The sequence below is a fragment of the Roseivirga sp. genome (assembly GCF_049099775.1).
In the GTDB taxonomy this organism is placed as follows: domain Bacteria; phylum Bacteroidota; class Bacteroidia; order Cytophagales; family Cyclobacteriaceae; genus Roseivirga.
Map to the genome: position 1 here is coordinate 88,925 of NZ_JAGDZM010000009.1, position 19,371 is coordinate 108,295.

19 protein-coding genes are annotated in these 19,371 nt (G+C 39.7%); 4 read left to right on the forward strand and 15 right to left on the reverse strand.

Annotation, left to right across the window (positions count from 1 at the left end; translation table 11 throughout):
• Positions 1–147: 147 nt before the first annotated feature.
• Genes JXQ92_RS15115 through JXQ92_RS15135 form a run of 5 tightly spaced genes read right to left on the reverse strand, consistent with a single transcriptional unit; the run spans position 148 to position 4,652 of the window.
• Positions 148–1,122 (reverse strand): alpha/beta hydrolase, encoded by a 975-nt coding sequence (locus JXQ92_RS15115; protein WP_421987473.1) that lies wholly within the window; start codon positions 1,120–1,122, stop codon positions 148–150.
• Positions 1,123–1,128: 6 nt separating this feature from the next.
• Positions 1,129–2,055, reverse strand: a complete 927-nt coding sequence (locus tag JXQ92_RS15120; RefSeq protein WP_421987474.1) for an aspartate carbamoyltransferase catalytic subunit — start codon at positions 2,053–2,055, stop codon at positions 1,129–1,131.
• Positions 2,056–2,607: a bifunctional pyr operon transcriptional regulator/uracil phosphoribosyltransferase PyrR gene (gene pyrR / locus JXQ92_RS15125; RefSeq protein WP_421987475.1), complete on the reverse strand. Its 552-nt coding sequence runs from the start codon at positions 2,605–2,607 to the stop codon at positions 2,056–2,058.
• Between the two features lie 54 nt (positions 2,608–2,661).
• The gene (locus tag JXQ92_RS15130; RefSeq protein WP_421987476.1) at positions 2,662–4,248 is read right to left on the reverse strand and encodes a hypothetical protein; all 1,587 of its coding nucleotides are present in this window, start codon (positions 4,246–4,248) and stop codon (positions 2,662–2,664) included.
• The gene (locus JXQ92_RS15135) at positions 4,245–4,652 is read right to left on the reverse strand and encodes an EVE domain-containing protein (protein WP_421987477.1); all 408 of its coding nucleotides are present in this window, start codon (positions 4,650–4,652) and stop codon (positions 4,245–4,247) included. The genes JXQ92_RS15130 and JXQ92_RS15135 overlap by 4 nt, the downstream gene beginning before the upstream one ends.
• A gap of 97 nt (positions 4,653–4,749) precedes the next feature.
• Here JXQ92_RS15135 and polX point away from each other — a divergent pair, with 97 nt between their 5' ends.
• Genes polX through JXQ92_RS15150 form a run of 3 tightly spaced genes read left to right on the forward strand, consistent with a single transcriptional unit; the run spans position 4,750 to position 7,734 of the window.
• Positions 4,750–6,462, forward strand: coding sequence for a DNA polymerase/3'-5' exonuclease PolX (gene polX, locus JXQ92_RS15140; protein WP_421987478.1), 1,713 nt, complete (start codon positions 4,750–4,752; stop codon positions 6,460–6,462).
• On the forward strand, positions 6,455–7,468 hold the full coding sequence (locus JXQ92_RS15145; protein ID WP_421987479.1) for a glycosyltransferase family 9 protein: 1,014 nt from the start codon (positions 6,455–6,457) through the stop codon (positions 7,466–7,468). The genes polX and JXQ92_RS15145 overlap by 8 nt, the downstream gene beginning before the upstream one ends.
• Positions 7,465–7,734, forward strand: a complete 270-nt coding sequence (locus JXQ92_RS15150; RefSeq protein ID WP_421987480.1) for a hypothetical protein — start codon at positions 7,465–7,467, stop codon at positions 7,732–7,734. The genes JXQ92_RS15145 and JXQ92_RS15150 overlap by 4 nt, the downstream gene beginning before the upstream one ends.
• Here JXQ92_RS15150 and JXQ92_RS15155 read toward each other — a convergent pair.
• From JXQ92_RS15155 to JXQ92_RS15195, 9 genes are all read right to left on the reverse strand, one after another.
• Positions 7,731–8,672 carry a peptidoglycan DD-metalloendopeptidase family protein gene (locus JXQ92_RS15155; protein WP_421987481.1) on the reverse strand — a complete coding sequence of 314 codons (942 nt, stop codon included), beginning with the start codon at positions 8,670–8,672 and terminating at the stop codon, positions 7,731–7,733. The genes JXQ92_RS15150 and JXQ92_RS15155 overlap by 4 nt on opposite strands.
• 80 nt (positions 8,673–8,752) lie before the next feature.
• On the reverse strand, positions 8,753–10,087 hold the full coding sequence (gene argH / locus JXQ92_RS15160) for an argininosuccinate lyase (RefSeq protein ID WP_421987482.1): 1,335 nt from the start codon (positions 10,085–10,087) through the stop codon (positions 8,753–8,755).
• A gap of 45 nt (positions 10,088–10,132) precedes the next feature.
• Positions 10,133–11,194, reverse strand: coding sequence for a M20 family metallo-hydrolase (locus JXQ92_RS15165; protein ID WP_421987483.1), 1,062 nt, complete (start codon positions 11,192–11,194; stop codon positions 10,133–10,135).
• Positions 11,194–11,982, reverse strand: a complete 789-nt coding sequence (gene argB / locus JXQ92_RS15170) for an acetylglutamate kinase (RefSeq protein ID WP_421987484.1) — start codon at positions 11,980–11,982, stop codon at positions 11,194–11,196. The genes JXQ92_RS15165 and argB overlap by 1 nt, the downstream gene beginning before the upstream one ends.
• Positions 11,979–12,920, reverse strand: a complete 942-nt coding sequence (locus JXQ92_RS15175; RefSeq protein WP_421987485.1) for an N-acetylornithine carbamoyltransferase — start codon at positions 12,918–12,920, stop codon at positions 11,979–11,981. The genes argB and JXQ92_RS15175 overlap by 4 nt, the downstream gene beginning before the upstream one ends.
• Positions 12,917–14,038 carry an aspartate aminotransferase family protein gene (locus JXQ92_RS15180; RefSeq protein WP_421987486.1) on the reverse strand — a complete coding sequence of 374 codons (1,122 nt, stop codon included), beginning with the start codon at positions 14,036–14,038 and terminating at the stop codon, positions 12,917–12,919. The genes JXQ92_RS15175 and JXQ92_RS15180 overlap by 4 nt, the downstream gene beginning before the upstream one ends.
• On the reverse strand, positions 14,038–14,991 hold the full coding sequence (argC, locus tag JXQ92_RS15185; protein WP_421987487.1) for an N-acetyl-gamma-glutamyl-phosphate reductase: 954 nt from the start codon (positions 14,989–14,991) through the stop codon (positions 14,038–14,040). The genes JXQ92_RS15180 and argC overlap by 1 nt, the downstream gene beginning before the upstream one ends.
• Positions 14,988–16,184, reverse strand: a complete 1,197-nt coding sequence (locus tag JXQ92_RS15190) for an argininosuccinate synthase (RefSeq protein ID WP_421987488.1) — start codon at positions 16,182–16,184, stop codon at positions 14,988–14,990. Before JXQ92_RS15190 ends, argC begins: the two co-directional genes overlap by 4 nt.
• On the reverse strand, positions 16,174–16,851 hold the full coding sequence (locus JXQ92_RS15195; RefSeq protein WP_421987489.1) for a GNAT family N-acetyltransferase: 678 nt from the start codon (positions 16,849–16,851) through the stop codon (positions 16,174–16,176). The genes JXQ92_RS15190 and JXQ92_RS15195 overlap by 11 nt, the downstream gene beginning before the upstream one ends.
• 392 nt (positions 16,852–17,243) lie before the next feature.
• On the opposite strand from JXQ92_RS15195, the gene JXQ92_RS15200 reads away from it, so the two are divergent.
• The gene (locus JXQ92_RS15200) at positions 17,244–18,224 is read left to right on the forward strand and encodes a hypothetical protein (protein ID WP_421987490.1); all 981 of its coding nucleotides are present in this window, start codon (positions 17,244–17,246) and stop codon (positions 18,222–18,224) included.
• Between the two features lie 66 nt (positions 18,225–18,290).
• On the opposite strand, the gene JXQ92_RS15205 is transcribed toward JXQ92_RS15200, so the two are convergent.
• Complete coding sequence (locus tag JXQ92_RS15205) at positions 18,291–19,358, reverse strand: serine hydrolase domain-containing protein (RefSeq protein WP_421987491.1); 1,068 nt, start codon at positions 19,356–19,358, stop codon at positions 18,291–18,293.
• Between the last annotated feature and the right edge of the window lie 13 nt (positions 19,359–19,371).

A 19,371-nucleotide genomic window follows, 5' to 3' on the forward strand; every position in this document is an offset into this window, starting at 1 on the left:
AAATCTAGGAGTTTCTCAATCGTTTGCGCAGTAGAAAGCGTCAAAAATCTCTTCTTCACAAAAAGCTAATATGAATATTGGCTTTACTGTCGCTAAGCAAAATCAATTTATTAGAAACAGTTGCTGTAATTACCTGAATGATATGGCTTAATCCATTCTTAAGAAACCATCTACCCTATCGGCATATCGGTTTTTAAATTCTGGCTGCGTATAAATCTGAACGTGGTCAGCGCCTTTAAAGAGGATAGGATAAACATTCATAAGTCCATCTATTTCAGCTTCCAAAATAGGTGCTGGTGTAGTTGCATCACCGTCTCCATAAAGCACCAAGGCAGGAACTTTTTTATTAGATAGCAGGTAAGAGAATTTCATGTTCTCACTCCATCCGTCTATTACCTTATCAAAGCCTTTCCAAGACGCTTTAAAAATGAAGTAAGGTATGCCCATATCAGCACCAGCTAAACGTGCCGTTTCTCTAATGTTACTTAACGGACTGGCCAAAATAAGCTTAGAAACTTTTAGCCCTTCATTTTCTTGTAGCTCTACTAAATCAGGTCGATTTATAGCCGTAGCACTGGCCATTGCACCCATTGAAAAGCCCCAAAGCACAAATTCATTCTGCTGATAAGTATCTTTGAGCATTTTCATGCTGGCCGTTATATCTTCTGCGAATTCGTAACCCATTCCCGTTTTTGCTTCATCGGATTTCCCCGAATTCCGTAAATCTGGAATAAATACATTGTATAGCGAATCGAGGCCTTTGACCTTCACTATTTCCAAGTATTTCATGGCCTTCAACCTGTTGGAAGTTCTACCATGACTGATAATCAATGTTTTTGAAACCTCTGGCTTAGATGAAGGCACATACCAACCATTCAAATTAAGTCCATCGAATAAAGTTTCGAAGTCTATCTCCTCAAAATCTGGAAAACCATAATCCGCAGGTCCTCGCGCTTCACCGATGGCGTAGTTAGCTAATACCGCCGAATCAGAGATAACATATTCAAAAGTATGTCGGTCATAGTCAGTGACCATATTGACGGTTTTAGGAATCACCAAAAAATAAAAGGCTATTACAATCACCACAACGACGACTGCTAGTATTTTGAGAAACTTCTTCATGGTTGTTTATTTAGATACCGATGCGAGTAGATAAAGCACTGCCATTCTAACGGCAACACCGTTTTCTACCTGATCTAAGATAATGGCATTTTCTGAATCTGCCGCATCGCTATTCAATTCTACCCCTCGATTAATTGGACCTGGGTGCATAATCACTACCTCTTTGTCCAGTGAATCGAGTAAAGCCTTGTTAACTCCATAGTAGAGCGAATATTCTCTTAATGAAGGGAAGTATTTGATGTGTTGACGCTCTAACTGAATCCTCAATATGTTGGCAACATCACACCATTCAAGTGCTTTGCGTACATCCAACTCTACCTTTACACCAAGGGAACTGATGTATTTGGGTAAGAGTGTATTTGGGCCGCAAACCATTACTTCTGCACCCAGTTTTTGTAGGGCAAAAATATTACTCAATGCGACTCTAGAATGAAGAATGTCTCCTATAATAGCTACTTTCTTTCCGGCGACATCGCCTAAACGCTCCCGAATGGAATAAGTATCTAGCAGTGCTTGTGTTGGATGTTCATGGGTACCATCGCCTGCATTGACAATGTTTGCTTCTATATGCTTAGAAAGGAAATGTGGTGCGCCAGGGCTGGCATGTCGCATTACAATCATATCCACTTTCATGGATAGAATATTATTGACTGTATCGAGCAAAGTTTCGCCTTTCTTTACAGAGCTATTACTGCTCGAAAAGTTTACAATATCAGCCGAAAGTCGTTTTTCAGCCAGCTCAAAGCTCAGTTTAGTTCTTGTAGAGTTCTCGAAAAAGACATTTGCAATAGTAATGTCTCGTAAAGAAGGGACTTTCTTTATTGGACGATTTATAACATCCTTAAACTCGTCTGCAGTTTGGAAAATAAGCTGTATATCCTCTGGTGTAAGGTCTTTTATGCCGAGAAGATGCTTAGTACTCAACTGCTCCATTTATTCTTCCTTATTGATTAGCCATACATTATTTTCGTCAGCATTATCTCCTTCATTTTTCCATTCTACCAATACTTTCTGGCTGTCGAGCGTATTTACTTTCTTGCCGACATAGTCAGGGAAAATGGGAACATGCTTGGCGTAATTTCTCACGACGAGTGCGAGCAGCTCTACTTTTTCTGGTCTGCCAAAGGCCGTCATCGCATCCAAAGCTGCCTTTACTGATCGTCCTGTGTAAAAGACATCATCAATAAGGATGACTTTCTTTCCTTCAATTAAGAAATTGATTTTGGTGGCATTGGCCCGAACTGGGCTATCTCTTCTTCTAAAATCATCTCGGAAGAAGGTGGCATCTAAATAACCTAGGTTAATCTGAGTACCTGTAAATGATTCAAGTCTTTCCTTCACACGTTCCGCCAAAAATATTCCTCTAGGTTGGAGGCCTAAAAGCACTGTATTCTCAAAATCTTGATGGTTTTCTATCAGTTGCTGACAGAGGCGGCCGATGGTGATGGCTAACTGTGGATGACCTAGTAAAAGCCTGTTTTGCATTTCAGGAAACAAATATAGTAAAAGGAACTGGTCATAGAAATTAAGCTCCCTTATTTAATCATCATTTGTACTTTCAAATTTTGGCCCTACGGTTATGGCATTGATAAAAAACACCTTACGAAGGTTCGGTTTTGTTTCATCCGATCGTACATGTTGAAGGCCATACACTAGATATTTATCGCCATACCATCGTGTGATTCCTCTATATTGGTCGCGCTCAAATTTGAGTTTGTCGTCTTCATAAACTAAAGCAAGCTCGCTGATATCTCCTTTCTGATTTTCTTTATCATTCAAATATTTTACTACTAACTCCTTGTCATGATAAAAGGCATAAAAGCCTTGATTATCATACCATTGAAAAGCACCAAAATCTTCTAAAGCCCCATCTACGTTTTCTTCTATTTCAAAGCTACTATCCCATTCAACTGTACCCTTTTCATCAAGTACTAAGGCAAAAGCATGAGTAAAGTTGAAATCTGAACGAATTCCATTTTGTCGAAAGGCATTAGGATCTCTAGTCAATCCTTGAAAAGTACCAAGCGTCGGGTCCGCAAAATCTGAAAATCGACTAAATTGATTCCTATTCCTCCAATAATTATCGGTGTTAACCGTCCAAGGTTTAAAGAATTCACCAACAACAATCAGTTTGCCATCTTGCTCAATTATTTCTCTGAAAAGCGCATCGGTCTTATAACGCCAATCTCTATTATTTTGCCTTGCACTCAATGCCCGTTCTTTCAATTTTTTTGCTCGTTTTTCTCCTGTATGATCTAGAAAGGTCTCAAACTCTCCAAAGAAATAGTACTTCATCGATTGCTGACCGGTTTTATCAACGTGGTTGACATAAATACCCGATGGATAGGTGCCGGTTTTCATACTGTAAAGCCCAACTATTGTTTGTGTTCGATCTATAATGGAAGAAGATATTCCTGATAAAAGTTGATGTCCTTCTTCAGTTTGTAATTGATAATCTCGAACAGCATTTCCTTTATAGTCATAGGTATTCACTAGAATTGTTCTGTCTTTCACTTCGTTTATTTCAGAAGCGATAACATTGAACGTTAGGCTATCACTATTCACTCTTACCTCTAGTAAATCGGAGTTGTTCTGGTAAACATTGGGGAGTGTTCGAACATTTCCGCCGGCTAAATCATAGGCAAAAACGGCTGGTCTTCCTTCTATATACCCACCGATTATAGCCGTTTTTTGAATCACCTCAAATTCCTGAATATCGAGTTCAACAATCTGTTTTGGTTCATAAGAATCCACCTTTTGATTATCTAAATCGATGGTAACTAACTTAATATAGCGCTGGCTTGATCTATTCTGAAAAAGCAAATAGGCTACGCCATCTACATAGTGATATCCTTTTAGAAAAAGTCGCCTGGAAACTTCGAAAAAGCCAATCCATTGTTCTTCTAAGTTCTTATCGAGGTAGCGGTATTGAATGTCCACATTTTTCGATGTTCCTGGTGTCATTGGTTGTACAAGAAGCACCCCTTTTTCTTCATTAGAAATAACAATATGGTCTTGATTATTCCACTCATGCGGAGATTCAAATCGGGCAATGTGTCCTACTTGAGCATATGCAGTAGCTAAGGCAAAAAGAAAAAAGCAAGAAATGGAAATGCGTTTCATCATAATTCAGAAATGGCTAAAATGATATCAAACTCTTCTTTCTTCACAGGCTGAACGGATAGTCTGGAATTGTTAACCAATACCATATCTTGTAAACGAGAATCTGATTTTACTTGTTCGAGCGTTACCGGCTTTTTTAGCTTATTTTTTGGCACAAAATCTACTACAACCCAACGTTCATCTTCTGTAGTCGGATCTTGATAAAATTCACTGACACACTCAGCTACACCTACCACCGACTTTTCATTGACGCTATGGTAAAAAAGTGCCAGATCTCCCGGTTGCATGGCTTTCATGTTATTCCTAGCCTGATAATTCCTTACACCGTCCCAATGGTCTCTTCCAAGTTTTACCAAATCATCCCAAGAATAGGCATTTGGTTCAGATTTAATTAGCCAGTAGTTCATAAAGACTTATTTTTAACTTTGTATCTCTGAAATTAATGAAACCATCAAGGGATTAAAAATCCTTGAAAAACACTTCTCAATTCAAATTATCAAATAATTGGATAACGCTACTATACTTAAACAACTGAAACTACAGGCTTCACTTATGGTGCTGCACGATGAAAACAGTTTTAAAATTCGCGGATATCAAAATGCCGTTTTCCATTTAGACAAAATTGACGTTGATTTAGCATCACTTGGCTTACAAGAGCTAGAAAAAATTGAAGGCGTTGGAAAGGGAATTGCCGCAACCATATTCCAGATTTCAAGTACGGGTATTTCTGAAGCTTTATCTGAGTATTTAGAGGCTACACCCGAAGGCATCGTAGAACTACTAGACATTAAAGGTATTGGCCCTAAGAAAATTAAAGTGTTGTGGAAAGATTTGGGCATAGAAAGTGGTCATGAACTAAAAGAAGCGGCCAATGCAGGGCTTGTGGCTAAATTGAAGGGCTTTGGTGATAAAACGCAGCAAGTAATTATCGATGCGCTTGAATTTAAAGAGGCCAATGCGAATAAACTTCACTATGCTGATGCAGAAGCCTTAATTGAGGAAGTAATTGAGAAGTTAAAATCAATTAGTGACATAGAAAATGTACAAGCCATTGGTGGTTTAAGACGAAATCTCGAAATAATTGATCGTTTAGAATTACTGATCTCTGGGGAAGACTTCGACGACATGGAAACAGCCATTAGTGATTTGCCTGAGTTTACACAAGACTTAAAAGCGAGTGGTCCCATCACTTGGCGAGGTACTTATATGGAAAACAGAATTCCTTGTGAATTTACTTTTACCGACCCAAGTGCATTTGTAAAAGATCTTTTTCTTAGATCTGGCAGCGATTTACATCTAGGGACACCCATAACTGATAAACAGACGCTAAGAGATATTGTGAACGCCAAACCTTATGGCTCTGAGGAAGAAATATACGCCGCAGCTGGTATGGAATATATTTTGCCAGAACTGCGCGAAGGAACTTTTGAATTAGAAGCTGCCAAGAAAAACGAGCTACCAAAACTCGTTGAAATGGGCGACCTCAAGGGAATTTTACACAATCACTCTACCTATAGTGATGGTAAACATAGCCTTGACCAAATGGCTACTTATTGCAAAGAACTAGGCTATGAATATCTAGGTATTTGCGACCATAGTAAGTCTGCATTTTATGCCAATGGGCTTAATGAAGATCGCATCATAGCACAGCATGAAGAAATAGATCGGTTGAATGAAAAACTTGCCCCATTCAAGATATTGAAAGGCATAGAATCTGATATCCTCTATGATGGACAACTAGACTATGAAGATGATGTACTGGCTAGCTTTGATTTTATAGTCGCATCAGTTCATTCCGTGCTTAAAATGAATAAACAAAAAGCCACACAAAGACTTTTAACTGCAATTGAAAATCCATACACCACTATTTTGGGACACCCAACAGGTCGATTATTGCTGAGAAGAGAAGGATATCCTATTGATCATAAGGCAGTGATTGACCATTGTGCAAAGCACAATGTTGTGATAGAAATTAATGCGAATCCTTGGCGGCTAGACCTAGATTGGCGTTGGGCCAATTATGCGCTAGAGCAAGGGGTTATGTTGTCGATCAATCCAGATGCGCATCAAATGTCCGGCTATCATCATATGAAATATGGATTACTGGTAGGGAGAAAAGGTGGGCTAACTGCAGAAATGACTTATAACGCATTGACGCTTGATGAGATCTCTAAACACTTCAAAAAGAAAAAGGCACAAGCCAAAACCAATGCCTAAGAAAATACTCATTATACGGTTTTCGTCAATTGGAGACATTGTTTTGACTACTCCCGTGATACGGGTTATTAAAAGTCAATTAGACGATGTTGAAGTTCACTACTGTACCAAAAAACAATACCATAGCATTTTAGAGGCCAACCCGTACATAGACAAATTTCATTTTCTGGGAGAAGATCTCAATGCGCTGGCGAAAGCATTAAAAGCAGAACAATTCGACTTTGTGGTAGACCTCCACAACAACCTGAGAACAAGAATTTTAAAGTCAAAGTTGGGCACTGAAAGCCAGGCGTTTCCAAAATTAAATTGGGAAAAATGGCTTATCGTCAACCTCAAAGTTGACAAGCTTCCTAATATTCATATTGTAGATCGGTATTTGGAAGCTGCCAAGCCTTTGGGGGTTAAAAAGGATTTATTAGGACTAGATTATTTCATTCCCGAAAAGGATGAAATTGAAGACGATTGGCTACCTAAAACTCATCAGAAAAACTTTGTCGCCTTTGCGATAGGAGGGCAACATGAGACAAAAAAACTTCCTTTAGATAGAATGATTGAGTTGTGTGATAAAATCAACAAACCGATCATATTGCTAGGTGGTAAGGAAGATGCCGAGAATGGCGCTAAAATCGAAGCTTTTTTTGATCGCGAGGGCGAAACGGAAGAAAACCGAGAGTCATTAGAAGCGCTTGGCAAGAACGCGGAAATTTATAATGCCTGCGGAAAATTTAACATCAATCAATCTGCCTCAATAATTAAGAAGGCCTCTTATGTTTTTACGCATGACACTGGCATGATGCACATTGCGGCAGCAATGAATAAAAACATTTTCTCTATTTGGGGCAATACCATTCCAGAATTTGGCATGTACCCATATCAAACCAAGTTTACGCTGTTAGAAAATAAGAAACTCTCTTGCAGACCTTGTTCCAAAATTGGCTATGATAAATGCCCTAAAGGGCACTTTAAATGTATGAACGACATCATTTTTGATTTTTGGTTGCCATGAAACACAAGAGACTCCAACTCATATCTTTCATACTCCTTATCCTTTCCGCACTTACTGAATTAAGTGAGAGTCAGGGATGGGTAACTTATCAAAACCCAGATTTTGTATTTGGGCTGTCGCTTGGCTTTATACTTGTATCACTCTCTTTCAACATCAAAGTAATTCGGGCGATGGGTATTCCTGAAAAGGACTTGAAACAAAGTAGAAGACTCGCCTTTATTACCGCAGTTTATGCATTTCTAGTCTTTGCCCTTGAGCTGTTTTAACGCTTCGATTTCAGATACTTCTTTTTCTGTTTTCGAGACATGTCTTGAGTGATTAATTCATCATTCAAAACAGCGGTATAGGTATAGTTACTTTGTAGCTCCTTTACACCTTCTTTTGCCGTACTGAACTTTGGTTTTAAGTAGTGATGTGAATACCACTCATTAGATCTTAATGCTTTTGTATATGTAAATTTCAAATAGCGCACGCTAAACCTAAAATTAGGACCCATTTGATAATTTTCTCCAGTGAACAATGCCAATGGGTCACCCGCTAAAACCTCATCTCCTTCTTTAACCTGAGCAGAATTTATTTTGAAAACTTCATATCGCGCTATCGTGCCATCCGCATGCTTAATGTGCATGTAGTTCTTAACATTTGAGAAGACCACGTTTTCACCTTCCGTCTCTTGATCTTGAACAATTTTTTGGACGACTCCTCCACGAGCTGCATGGATAGTATCACCTTCATTGCCCAAAAATGCCAACCCATAAAAAACATTCTCTGCCGAAGAGCCACCAAAAGATAAACGCGCATCCGTTAATTTTCGAACTGAAACTTCATTGCCGGCCGAAACAGGTAGCACATAGTCTACATATTTAATATCTGGATTTGCAACGCCTGGGTATACATAATACTGGTATTGAAAAGTACCTTCACTCGTTAATTCATCCCTTTTCATTTCAAAGATTTTACTTCTACCAGGCTCAACATTGACTGCTGGAGGGATGCCTAGCGAAGGAGTATAACCGACAAGGTCCATAAATACAACTACAACATGCTGATCTGTACCAGTGGGGTTGTTGGCATAAATATTATAGTCCTCAGGATTATGCCTATCCTGCTCTCTACTAAGCCTAACCCTAGACTGGGCGTCTACTGTTGTAGTGCCTAGAGAAACCAAAAGACTAAGAACAAGAACATTAAAAAGTATCTTCATTAGTGTGGGTTTTATCGTTCTTGAAAATACATAAATAACCTTATAAGACAATATTTAATAGTTTTATTTATTAAATATTGTTACACCGAAACAAGATCTTTGGTTTTCACATTCCATTTATCAAAATCGAACTGTTGCATGGCTTGAGACATTTGCTCTTGTATTTCAGATAAATTCAATTGTCCTATACTTCCTTCATGGCTATGATTCACCTGCTTTTCAGGGTTAAAGTCATCGTTTTCAATGGCCAGGCCTATTTGCTTATATGCGTCTCGAAATGGCACGCCGTTTAGTACCAATTTGTTCGTTTCCTCAACGCTAAATAGGTATTTATACTTTTCCTTTTCGACCAGATCCGTACTGATTGCTACTTTTTGAAGCATGAAATCACACATAAATAAGCAGTCTTTCAAATCTTGAATCGCCGGAAAAAGTACCTCTTTAATCAATTGCATCTCTCGGTGATACCCTACCGGTAAATTGGCTGTAACCAGAGCAATGTCATTAGGTAAAGCTTGTATTCGATTACACTTACCGCGCATTAGCTCAAAGACATCCGGGTTCTTCTTGTGCGGCATAATGCTAGAGCCTGTCGTGAGTTCATCTGGGAAGGAAAGAAACCCAAAATCTTGCCCCATATATAGGCATACGTCCATAGCAAATTTGGCGAGCGAAGTCGCAATAGCAGCCATACCAGTTGCTAAAGATTTTTCAGCCTTGCCACGTCCCATCATGGCATAAACAACATTATAATTCAAATCGTCAAAACCGAGTAAATCAGTCGTCAATCGACGGTTTAAAGGAAATGATGAGCCGTATCCAGCCCCTGAACCAAGCGGGTTCTTATTCACGATTTTATAAGCCGCATATAGCATATGTAAATCGTCGACCAAGCTTTCGGCGTAAGCACCAAACCATAAACCAAAGGATGAAGGCATAGCCACTTGCATATGAGTATAGCCTGGCATAAGGGCTTCCTTATGTTCATCGCTCAGTGAAATCAATCGATCGAAAAGGGTAGAAACGCCATCAGTTATCTCCTGAATTTCTTGCCGCATAAAAAGCTTCAAGTCCACTAAAACTTGATCATTTCGAGATCGGCCACTGTGTATCTTCTTGCCAACATCGCCCAAACGATCGGTCAGTAAAAGCTCAATTTGAGAGTGTATATCTTCCACGCCTGCCTGAATCTCAAAATCGCCACTCATAATATCCCGATAGATAGCCTTCAATTCTTTATGAATAAGAACTTTCTCTTCTTTTTCCAGTAAATCGATAGAAGCCAACATTTCCGTATGAGCCAGCGAACCTAATACATCATATGGGGCCAATTGTATATCAAATTCTAAATCGCGACCAACCGTATAGCGTTCCACAATTTCAGATACGTTCGTTTCTTTTTGCCAGAGTTTCATAGTGCGTTTTAAGTAGTTTTTCTTCGATTTGGGATAATGGAAATGCTATAGCATTTTTTCAAGCAGCTGGATATAATCTTTAATGCCATTTTCAATTTCTGATATATAAATATACTCATCGGCAGCGTGTGATCTTGCAGAATCGCCAGGACCCATTTTTAAAGATGGAAAGGGCATTAAAGCCTGATCGGAAAGTGTTGGCGACCCATAGGTTTCTTTGCCTAATTCAAGACCTGCTTTCACAATTGGGTGATCTTTTGGTATACCTGATGGATTCAAACGGGTGGATCGAGCCGTTACTTGGCAGTTTACATGAGCCTGAATAATTTGAAGTGTTTCTTGATTGGAATGAGCATCGGTCGTTCGAACGTCCACCACAAATTTGCATTCATCAGGCACTACATTGTGTTGCTCACCTGCTTCAATCACGGTTACGCTCATTTTAATAGGCCCTAATGATTCGGACACTTTTTCAAATGCATAATTTTTAAACCAATGAATATCTTCCAACGCCTTATAAATGGCATTTTCACCTTCATTTCTGGCGGCATGCCCTGATTTTCCCTTGGCCACACAGTCCAACACCATCAACCCCTTTTCAGCAATGGCCAAATTCATTTGTGTGGGTTCTCCAACTATCGCAAAATCAATCGCCGGTAAATGGGGCACAAGATTTTCCATTCCTCCTTTTCCTGAAATTTCTTCCTCGGCCGAAGCGGCCAATACCAAATTGAAGGTTAAATTTTCTTGTGAATAAAAATGTAGAAAAGTGGCGATTAAAGACACCAAACATCCCCCAGCATCATTACTTCCTAAGCCATAGAGTTTTCCATTGTCAGTTTTAGCATCAAACGGATCATTTGTGTAGCCGGCATTGGGTTTTACTGTATCATGATGCGAATTCAAAAGAATGGTTTGCTTTGCGGATTCGAAGTGTAAGTTCTTAGCCCAAACATTATTGCCAATTCGGCTCGTCTCTACTCCATTTCGTTGTAAGAATTGAGCAATTTCATTAGCCGTCACCTTTTCTTCCTTACTGAAGGAAGGTGTTTGTATCAGTTTCTTCAGCAATTCAATTGCATCGGATGTTAACGCCTCTATACTCATTAACTTAGTGTAATTTTTGTGCCTGACTTTCCTTTTACTAACGTTTGAACAGATTGAAAAGAACCAATCTTTACAGTATCTACTCCACCTTTTATAGCATCGAAAGCATTATCCATTTTCGGGATCATACCCGCCTGAATAACCCCCTCAGTTTTTAACTTATCGTACTGATCGTATGTTATTGTCGCTATAACTTTATTCTTCGCAAAATCTTCTAAGACACCATCCTGTTCGAAACAGTAGATCAAGTTAACACGAAATTTTTCTGTCATGGCCGTTGCTAGTACACTCGCAATTGTATCAGCATTTGTATTGAGTAAGTTGCCATTGCCATCATGCGTAAGTGGGCACAAAACTGGAACCAAACCTGCATCGATAAAATTCGATATCATAGCAGTGTTAACGTCAGTTCTTGACACATCTCCCACATATCCATAATCTATCGCGCTTACTTGTCTTTTATTGGCCGAAATCACATTCGCATCGGCACCCGTTAAACCTATCGCATTTTCGCCTCTTTCTTGCAGTTGTGCTACAATATTCTTATTGACTAACCCACCATAAACCATGGTTACTAGCTCTAAAGTAGGTTTATCGGTAATTCTTCTTCCATTTATGAGTTGAGGCGTTATTCCTAATCGATTTCCAAAATCAGAGGCGATTTTTCCACCACCATGAACGAGTATTTTCGCACCGGAAACCTCCACAAACGAATCTAGAAAACGCTTAAGTGCTTCCGGATCATCGATGACTTTTCCGCCAACTTTTATAACTGTTAATTCCTTCATTTCAACAACTCATTTAAAACAGACTGAGCAGCATAAACCCGGTTTTCGGCTTGGTCCAAATGGATTGCATTAGCACTGTCGAGCACTTCATCCTTAATCACCAAGCCTCGTCTTACGGGCAAGCAATGCATTACTTTTGCATTGTTAGTAAGTGCCAACTGATCATTCCCAAAACTCCAACTTTCATCTTGAGAAAGCACTTGCCCATATGCCTCATAGGCCGACCAATTCTTAACATAGACAAAGTCAGCACCTGCAAGTCCAGCTGCTTGATCATGATAAACTGAAACTCCTTCACGGAACTCTGGGGCTAAATTGTAGCCTTCTGGATTTGTGATTGAAAAATCTACGTCTGCATGCATCATCCATTCAGCGAATGAATTCGGCACTGCCTGGGGAAGCGCCTTTATATGCGGTGCCCAAGTCAAGACGACTTTTGGTTTCCGATCCTTTGTCCAATGTTCTTTGATCGTCATCAAATCGGCCAAACTTTGCAGGGGATGTCTCGTTCCGCTCTCTAAACTCAACACAGGAATTCCTGCATGCTTTAAAAATGACTGTAGTAAGGTTTCTGAATAGTCGGTTGCTTTATCGGTGAGACTAGGAAATGTACGAACACCTAATACGTCAAAGTATCGACCCATAACGGCAGCTGCTTCACGAATATGCTCTGCCTTGTCACCGTTCATGATTTTTCCATCTTCGAATTCCAAAGCCCATCCGTCTTTCCCGATGTCAAGTACAATGGCCTCTGCCCCTAAATTTTGTGCCGCCACTTGGGTACTTAATCTTGTTCTAAGGCTCGGATTCAGAAATACTAAGCCCACTTTCTTTCCTTTTCTCAATTCAGGTTGGAAAGCATTTGCCTTGAAGGAAATGGCTTGTTCAACTAATTGGTTGACATCATTAACATCCGCTATGCTGGTAAAATGCTTCATATCTCTTTTTTCAATGCGTCGAAAAATTGATCAAGTTCTGACTGGCTCACAGCGAGAGAAGGCAATAAACGCAGCGTTTGTTTGTCTGCAGCGGCACCGGTAAAAATATGGTGATCGAATAAAAGCTTCTTTCTGAGTTCGGCAATCGGAAAATCAAATGCCGCACCGACCATTAGGCCTTTACCTCTGATTTCTTTCACCCCAGAAATAGATTTCAATTGCTCTACTATATAGTCACCCATCACTGAAGCATTTTTCATTAAGGCTTCTTTTGAAAGTACGTCTAAAACGGCCAGCGACGCAGCACAAGCCAAGTGGTTCCCTCCAAAAGTAGTCCCTAACATGCCATGCCATGGTTCTAATTTGGGATTAATGAGTACACTGGCTACGGGAAAACCATTCCCCATTCCTTTGGCTAGGGTAATAATATCAGGACGGATATTCGAGTATTGGTGCGCAAAAAACTTTCCTGTACGTCCTGCACCGGATTGGACTTCATCTACTATAAAAACAGCTTCAAATTTTTCACACAGATCCTGTGCCTTTTGAAGAAACTGATTAGTTGCCTCAAAGAGACCTGCAACTCCTTGAATCGGTTCTATAATAAAACCAGCTACCTCCTCATCGAAGGCCAATTCAAGGGCATCGCAATCATTCATCGGCACAAACTCTACCTGATGATCGGCATTAAAAGGCGCTACTATTTTGGGATTATGTGTAGCGGCAACTGCACCTGAAGTTCGTCCATGAAAGGCATTTTCAACTGCAATAATCTTTTTTCTACCCGTATGGAAAGAGGCAAGTTTTAAAGCGTTTTCGTTGGCTTCAGCGCCCGTACTACATAAGAACAGTTTGTAGTCATAGTAGCCAGAAATCTTCCCAAGCTTCAAGGCCAATTCTCCTTGCAGACTATTTTGAACCGCGTTAGAATAGAAACCAATTTTTGTGAGTTGGTCAGAAATATTCTTCACATAAGTAGGATGGCTATGCCCAATTGAAATAACAGCATGACCACCATAAAGGTCTAAATATTCAGTTCCTTTTTTATCCCATAGCTTTGATCCTAAGGCTTTTACAGGTTCAATAGGGTAAAGCGGATATACGTCGAACATTTCCATTAGAAAGCCCCTCCTTTTAATTTTAGCCCAGTCGTTTCTTCAAGACCATGCATCAAGTTCATGTTTTGAACAGCTTGTCCAGAAGCACCCTTCAATAAATTATCGATTACGGTCTGTACCATTAAATAGCCATTATGCATGGTAATGTTGACGAAACACTTATTCGTGTTCACAACTTGTTTCACATCTACAGGTTGCTGACTTACGCTTACAAATGGGTGCTCTTGGTAATATTCTTTATATACCCTGATGGCTTCTTCTAAAGGCCATTCGCAATATTGATAGGCAGTTACGAGAATCCCTCGGGTGAAATTGCCTCGATATGGAATAAAGTTCAGCGGCTGATCGAACCAAGGTTGATATTGCATCAGGCTCCTTGTGACTTCTGCCATATGCTGATGATCGAATGCTTTATAGCTAGAAACATTGCTATCGCGCCAGCTAAAATGTGTTGTTTTAGAGGGCTGAAACCCTGCACCGGTCGATCCGGTAATTCCGGAAATATGAACTTCTTTTAACGCGCCGTTATGTGCCATTGGTAATAGGGCTAATTGAATTGCCGTAGCAAAACAACCTGGATTGGCTACAAAATTAGCCGACCGGATGGCTTCTTTGTTTAATTCTGGTAGCCCATACACCTTTTCGGTGTCCATCCGAAAATCTTGACTCAAATCGATGATTTTAACGTGCTCAGGTAGCGAATGCTGACTTATAAACTCCGAAGACGCACCATGCCCCATACATAAGAAAAGTACTTCCACATTAAAATTCATTTCATCGGTAAAGCCGATTTCTGTTTCGCCGAGAAGATCAGCGTGAACTGTATGAAGTGGTTCTCCCGCTTGGCTTCTACTTTGAACGAAAATTATTTCTGCTGATGGATGGTTTAGCAACAGACGAATCAGTTCGCCACCTGTATAACCCGCGCCACCAACTATTCCTACTTTAATCATGATTCTGAGTTTACTTGGTGATAAATCGCATTTTGATTGCCAAAGATTTTTGCAAATCCCTTCACATCATCTCCAGACCAAGCCTTGTTCATTTCACCATAATGGCCAAACTTGGCAGACATTAAATCATGATCAGATTCAATGCCATTGACTTGATATCGGTAGGGCAAGAGTGAAATAAAAACTTTACCCGTTACATGCTGCTGAGTATTTTCCATCATTGCTTCCATATCGCGCATTACCGGGTCCATAAACTGACCTTCGTGCAACCAATTGCCATAGAATGCAGCGATTTGATCCTTCCAATAAATCTGCCATTTGGTTAAAACATGCTTTTCTAAGGCCTGATGAGCTTTAATAGTCAAAACAGCCGCTGCAGCTTCAAAACCTACGCGACCTTTTATTCCGATAATTGTATCACCAACATGAATATCACGTCCAATGCCAAATGGACCTGCCAAGGCTTCTAAATATTGAATGGCCTCATGTGATTTCTCAAAAGGCTTATCATTAATAGACTTCAATTGTCCTTTTTTAAAGCCCAGTATTAATTCCTCCTGTTCTTCTTTTTTTACTTGTGTTGGGAAGGCACTTTCTGGTAAAAAGCCATTAGAAGTGAGCGTTTCTTTTCCTCCTACAGATGTTCCCCACAAACCTTTATTCACAGAATATGCTGCCTTTTCAAAATCCATCTCAACCCCTTTTTCCTTTAGGTATTCTATTTCCTCTTCTCTCGACAATTGTAAATCGCGAATTGGTGTAATGATTTCTGCCTCTGGAAGGAAGCTCTGGAAAATCATATCGAAACGCACTTGATCGTTTCCAGCACCTGTGCTTCCATGTGCGATGTAATCTGCATTAAGTCCTTTAGCGTGTTTCGCTATGGCAATCGCTTGGCTTACTCTTTCAGCACTTACCGAAAGCGGATAGGTACTGTTTTTTAAGATATTCCCATAAACCAGGTACTTTACTACACTTTGATAGTAGTTCTCGGTTTCTTCGATCGTTGTATGGGTTTTTACACCCAATTCGTAGGCTCTTTTCTCCACCTCAACGAGTTCTTCACTTGTAAAACCACCTGTATTTACCAATACAGAATGTACATCTAAACCTTTCTCGTCTTTAAGATATTTGACGCAGTAAGATGTATCTAGTCCGCCACTATATGCTAATACAACTTTCTTATTTTCCATTTTTATTCTTTTTAGCTTCTCGTTTGAGTAAGACTGTTTTCTTAAATTTTAACCAGCGTTCGAAGAGTTTTAAGTCCTTATCGAGTTCTCTTCCTTTCCATTGCGTCCGTTTCGGTTTTTGATCTTTTTCCCAAGCTGGATTATACAGCATTGCTGTACAGATACAGTTTTGCCTTTTCTTAGCCGTAAGAATATCAAAGTTGATACAGCTTTGGCAACCTTTCCAAAATTCTTCGTCCTGGGTGAGCTCACCGTAGACAACTGGTTTATAGCCCAGTTCCGAATTAATCTTAAGCACCGCAGCACCCGTTGTTAAACCAAAGATTTTAGCCTCGGGGTACTTTTCGCCAGACAGATTAAATGTTGCCTCTTTAATTTTTTTGGCTAGCCCTTCTCCTCTGAATTTTTGGGATACGATTAGGCCTGAATTGGCAACGAATTGACCGTGGCTCCAAACTTCGATGTAACAGAAACCTGCCCATTCGCCACTTTTCGTAGTCGCTATAATAGCCTTACCTTCCTCGATCTTCTTAGATACATATTCAGGCGTTCGTTTCGCGATGCCCGTACCACGAACTTTGGCTGAATCAGCGATCTCTTGTACGATCTCTTGGGCATAGTTCACGTCGGAAGAATCAGCAGCTCTTATGATAAAATTCTTTTTCATTTTTATAAAAACCTCTCAACGCGACAATTAGAGAAACCAGTTTGACGCATCGAATGATGAGTTTGAGATAATTGAAATAAATACAGTTTGAGGAATTGATGACCACCACATAGGCAGTCGGTATGATATCGAGGCTTAGCGCCTCCTATTCCTTACCCTTAATGCAACAGCTTCCATGGCTACTTGAGGTAGCTGAATGGTTTGGAAATATGTAGAAGCGTTTGTTTGCATTTCTTTATTGAGATAACAAAGGAAGCGAAAAGTTTAGAAATGGCAAGATGATGCTAAATAATTAATCAAATAATATCTAATTTAACGATGATAAATTTGAACTATTACTATATTTAATAAACAGTGGCCCATTTGTCAACCCTCCTTAAAGAATAAACACTATGAATAAAATACTTTCTATAATTACGCTGATTTGTGTATCTCAATTAACATTTGGACAAAATACATTTCCAACAACCGGTAGTGTCGGTATTGGCACTACTTCGCCTGAAGCTAGATTACATGTTTCCGGTGGAAGTATACAGGTTGGAAACTATACACAGAATGGAATGGTTTACCTCGGTGGGGGTAAAGCATACGCAGGAATTGGTTCAACAAGATCGGATGGAGGCCTCATTTTGGGCAAAAACATATATGCTCGATACGATAACGCTACTTACAACTATAAGGCTCTGGTAGGCTCTACAAGCTCAAGAGGGTTCTCAGGTCTCAAATTTGGCTTAGATGGGAAAATTGACTTATTCAGTGCAAACGGTAGCGTTACTGAGGATGAGGTAGCAAATTCGGATCAAAACATAAGAATGAGTATCAATTCTCAAGGCAATGTCGGGATTGGCACTGCTTCACCTGGAACAACTTTGGATATAAATAATGGAACTCTAAGGTTGAAAGGAAGTTCCGCGCTTGGTCAAGAAGCTGCAAGGTTCGTCGTAGATACTGGTGCATCTAGTGGTCATACACTAATGATCTTAAGAAATACATCTAATGGTGAAATTCTAAGAGTTAATGGCGGTGGTTCAATGATTCTGAATGGAGACTTGGAATCCAAGAAAGTAAAAGTCACTCAAACCCCTGGTAACTGGCCAGACTATGTCTTCTCTCCAAACTATAAGCTCAAATCCCTCCATGAATTAGAAGCTTACATTCAATCCAACCAACATTTACCTGAAGTACCAACTGCCAAAGAGGTTGAAAAAAAAGGACAAGATTTGGGAGATATTCAGGCAACGCTTTTAAAGAAAGTAGAGGAGTTGACGCTATACATGATAGAACAAAATAAAAAGACCAGTGCTCAAGAAGAGCGAATCAAGGCCTTAGAAAAGGAGAACCAGATTTTAAAAAAGCTGATTCAAAAGAAGTAGGTATGAAAGCCTGTCTCAGGGACAGGCTTTATTATCTAGAATAGTCTATAGTATGAGCTATTTTAATCAAAAAGGATTTCTCACATACGTGGCCAGCAAGCCAATGATCTTTTGCGGCGGACAATTAAGCCCATTTGAAATAAAGGTCAATGCGATATCTGAATTAGGAAAGTAGGTAGGCTGCGCCAAAAAACCGTCAATCTGACCTCCATGAGAAACAGCCTTCTCAGTAGTTATTGAAGGGGGTACTTCAAAGCCATTAATGCCCCTACCTCGACCTTCTTCAAAGTCAGTCATTTTTTCCAATGATGCTTTAGACATTAGCTTTCCTTGCATCAAAGCCCTTAAGAATTGATTCAATTCATCAGCTGTGGAAACAATTGCTCCCGCACCTCTAGGTAAATTCATACTTGTTGAAGGAATCTCATTCCAGCTATCTTCGTAGTAATATCCTCGGGCCGTTTTATCTAATACTCCAGGGTCGGCAGCATAAAACGTATGGCTTAAGTTTAGCTTATCTGTGATACGTTCTGACAGGTTTTTTCCATACGAGATACCTGTGATTTTTTCGATGATGTAACTTAGTAAGATATAGTTAGTATTTGAGTACTCGTATTGACTTCCTGGTTCAAACTTACTGTCAAAGGATGCAATTTTCTTTAGTTGTTCTTCTGCCGTTAGGCCTTTCACCCGATAACTGCCAAAATCATTGTCCTGAATCATCTCAAAAATTCCGCTTTTATGCCTCAACATTTGAGAGATTGTGATTTTGCCAGCATTCTTCAATTCAGGGTGAAAGTCACTTAGTTTGGTGTCTAGGGTTATTTTTCCTTCATCTATAAGCTGAAAGATCATTGTGGCTGTAAAAACCTTAGTGTTTGAGCCTATTTTCATAATAGTGTTGGGTGTAAGTTTAGTACCCTTCTCCACATTGGAAAAACCAATCGCTTTACTGTACACTACCTTGCCATTCTTTGATATTGAGAGAATCCCCATTGCCTCATCATTGGCTTCCAGCTCATCCATATACTTATCAAGTTGGGCTATAACTTCTGATTTATTCTGACTATAAAGAATTCCAGTACTAAAAGCCAATAGAAAAAGTGAAGCCAAAAGGTGTTTAATGCTACGCATATGCTTGTTTTTT